The sequence below is a fragment of the Nocardia arthritidis NBRC 100137 genome (assembly GCF_001612765.1).
Taxonomy (GTDB): Bacteria; Actinomycetota; Actinomycetes; order Mycobacteriales; family Mycobacteriaceae; genus Nocardia; species Nocardia arthritidis.
On record NZ_BDBB01000113.1, the window covers coordinates 1 to 569 of the forward strand.

At 62.9% G+C, this 569-nt stretch carries 1 protein-coding gene; it reads left to right on the plus strand.

The annotated features are described in order from the left end of the window. Positions 1-569, plus strand: a 569-nt coding sequence (locus NA8_RS32290; protein WP_157107053.1) for an AMP-binding protein, incomplete at both ends; no start/stop codon positions are given.

Here is a 569-nt window from a genome sequence, read left to right on the forward strand (position 1 = left end):
CGGCATCTGATTTCGTTGGGTGTGGGTCCGGAGTCGCGGGTCGCGCTGGCGTTGCGTCGGTCGGTCGATTTGATCGTGGCGATGTATGCGGTGGCGAAGTCCGGTGGTGCGTATGTGCCGGTGGATCCGGATCAGGCCGCGGAGCGTACGAGTTACATCCTGGAGACGGCGGCACCGGTCTGTGTGTTGACCGATGCCGACGCCGAATTCAGCACGGATGTGGCCGATGTGGTGCGCATCGACGAGCTGGATCTGTCGGGGGTCGATGCCACACCGATCACAGATGCGGATCGGGTTGCGCCGTTGCGTCCGGACAACACCGCGTACGTGATCTTCACGTCCGGCTCGACGGGTCGCCCGAAGGGTGTGGCCGTTCCGCATGGCGCGATCGCGAATCAGTTGCAGTGGAAGAATGTCGAGTTCGGTCTCGATGCGGCTGATGCGATTTTGTTGAAGACGGCGGCGACGTTCGACTTGTCGGTGTGGGAGTTCTGGTCGGCGGCGGTGTGTGGTGGCCGTTTGGTCATCGCCTCCCCGGATGGTCATCGGGATCCGGCGTATCTGAACGA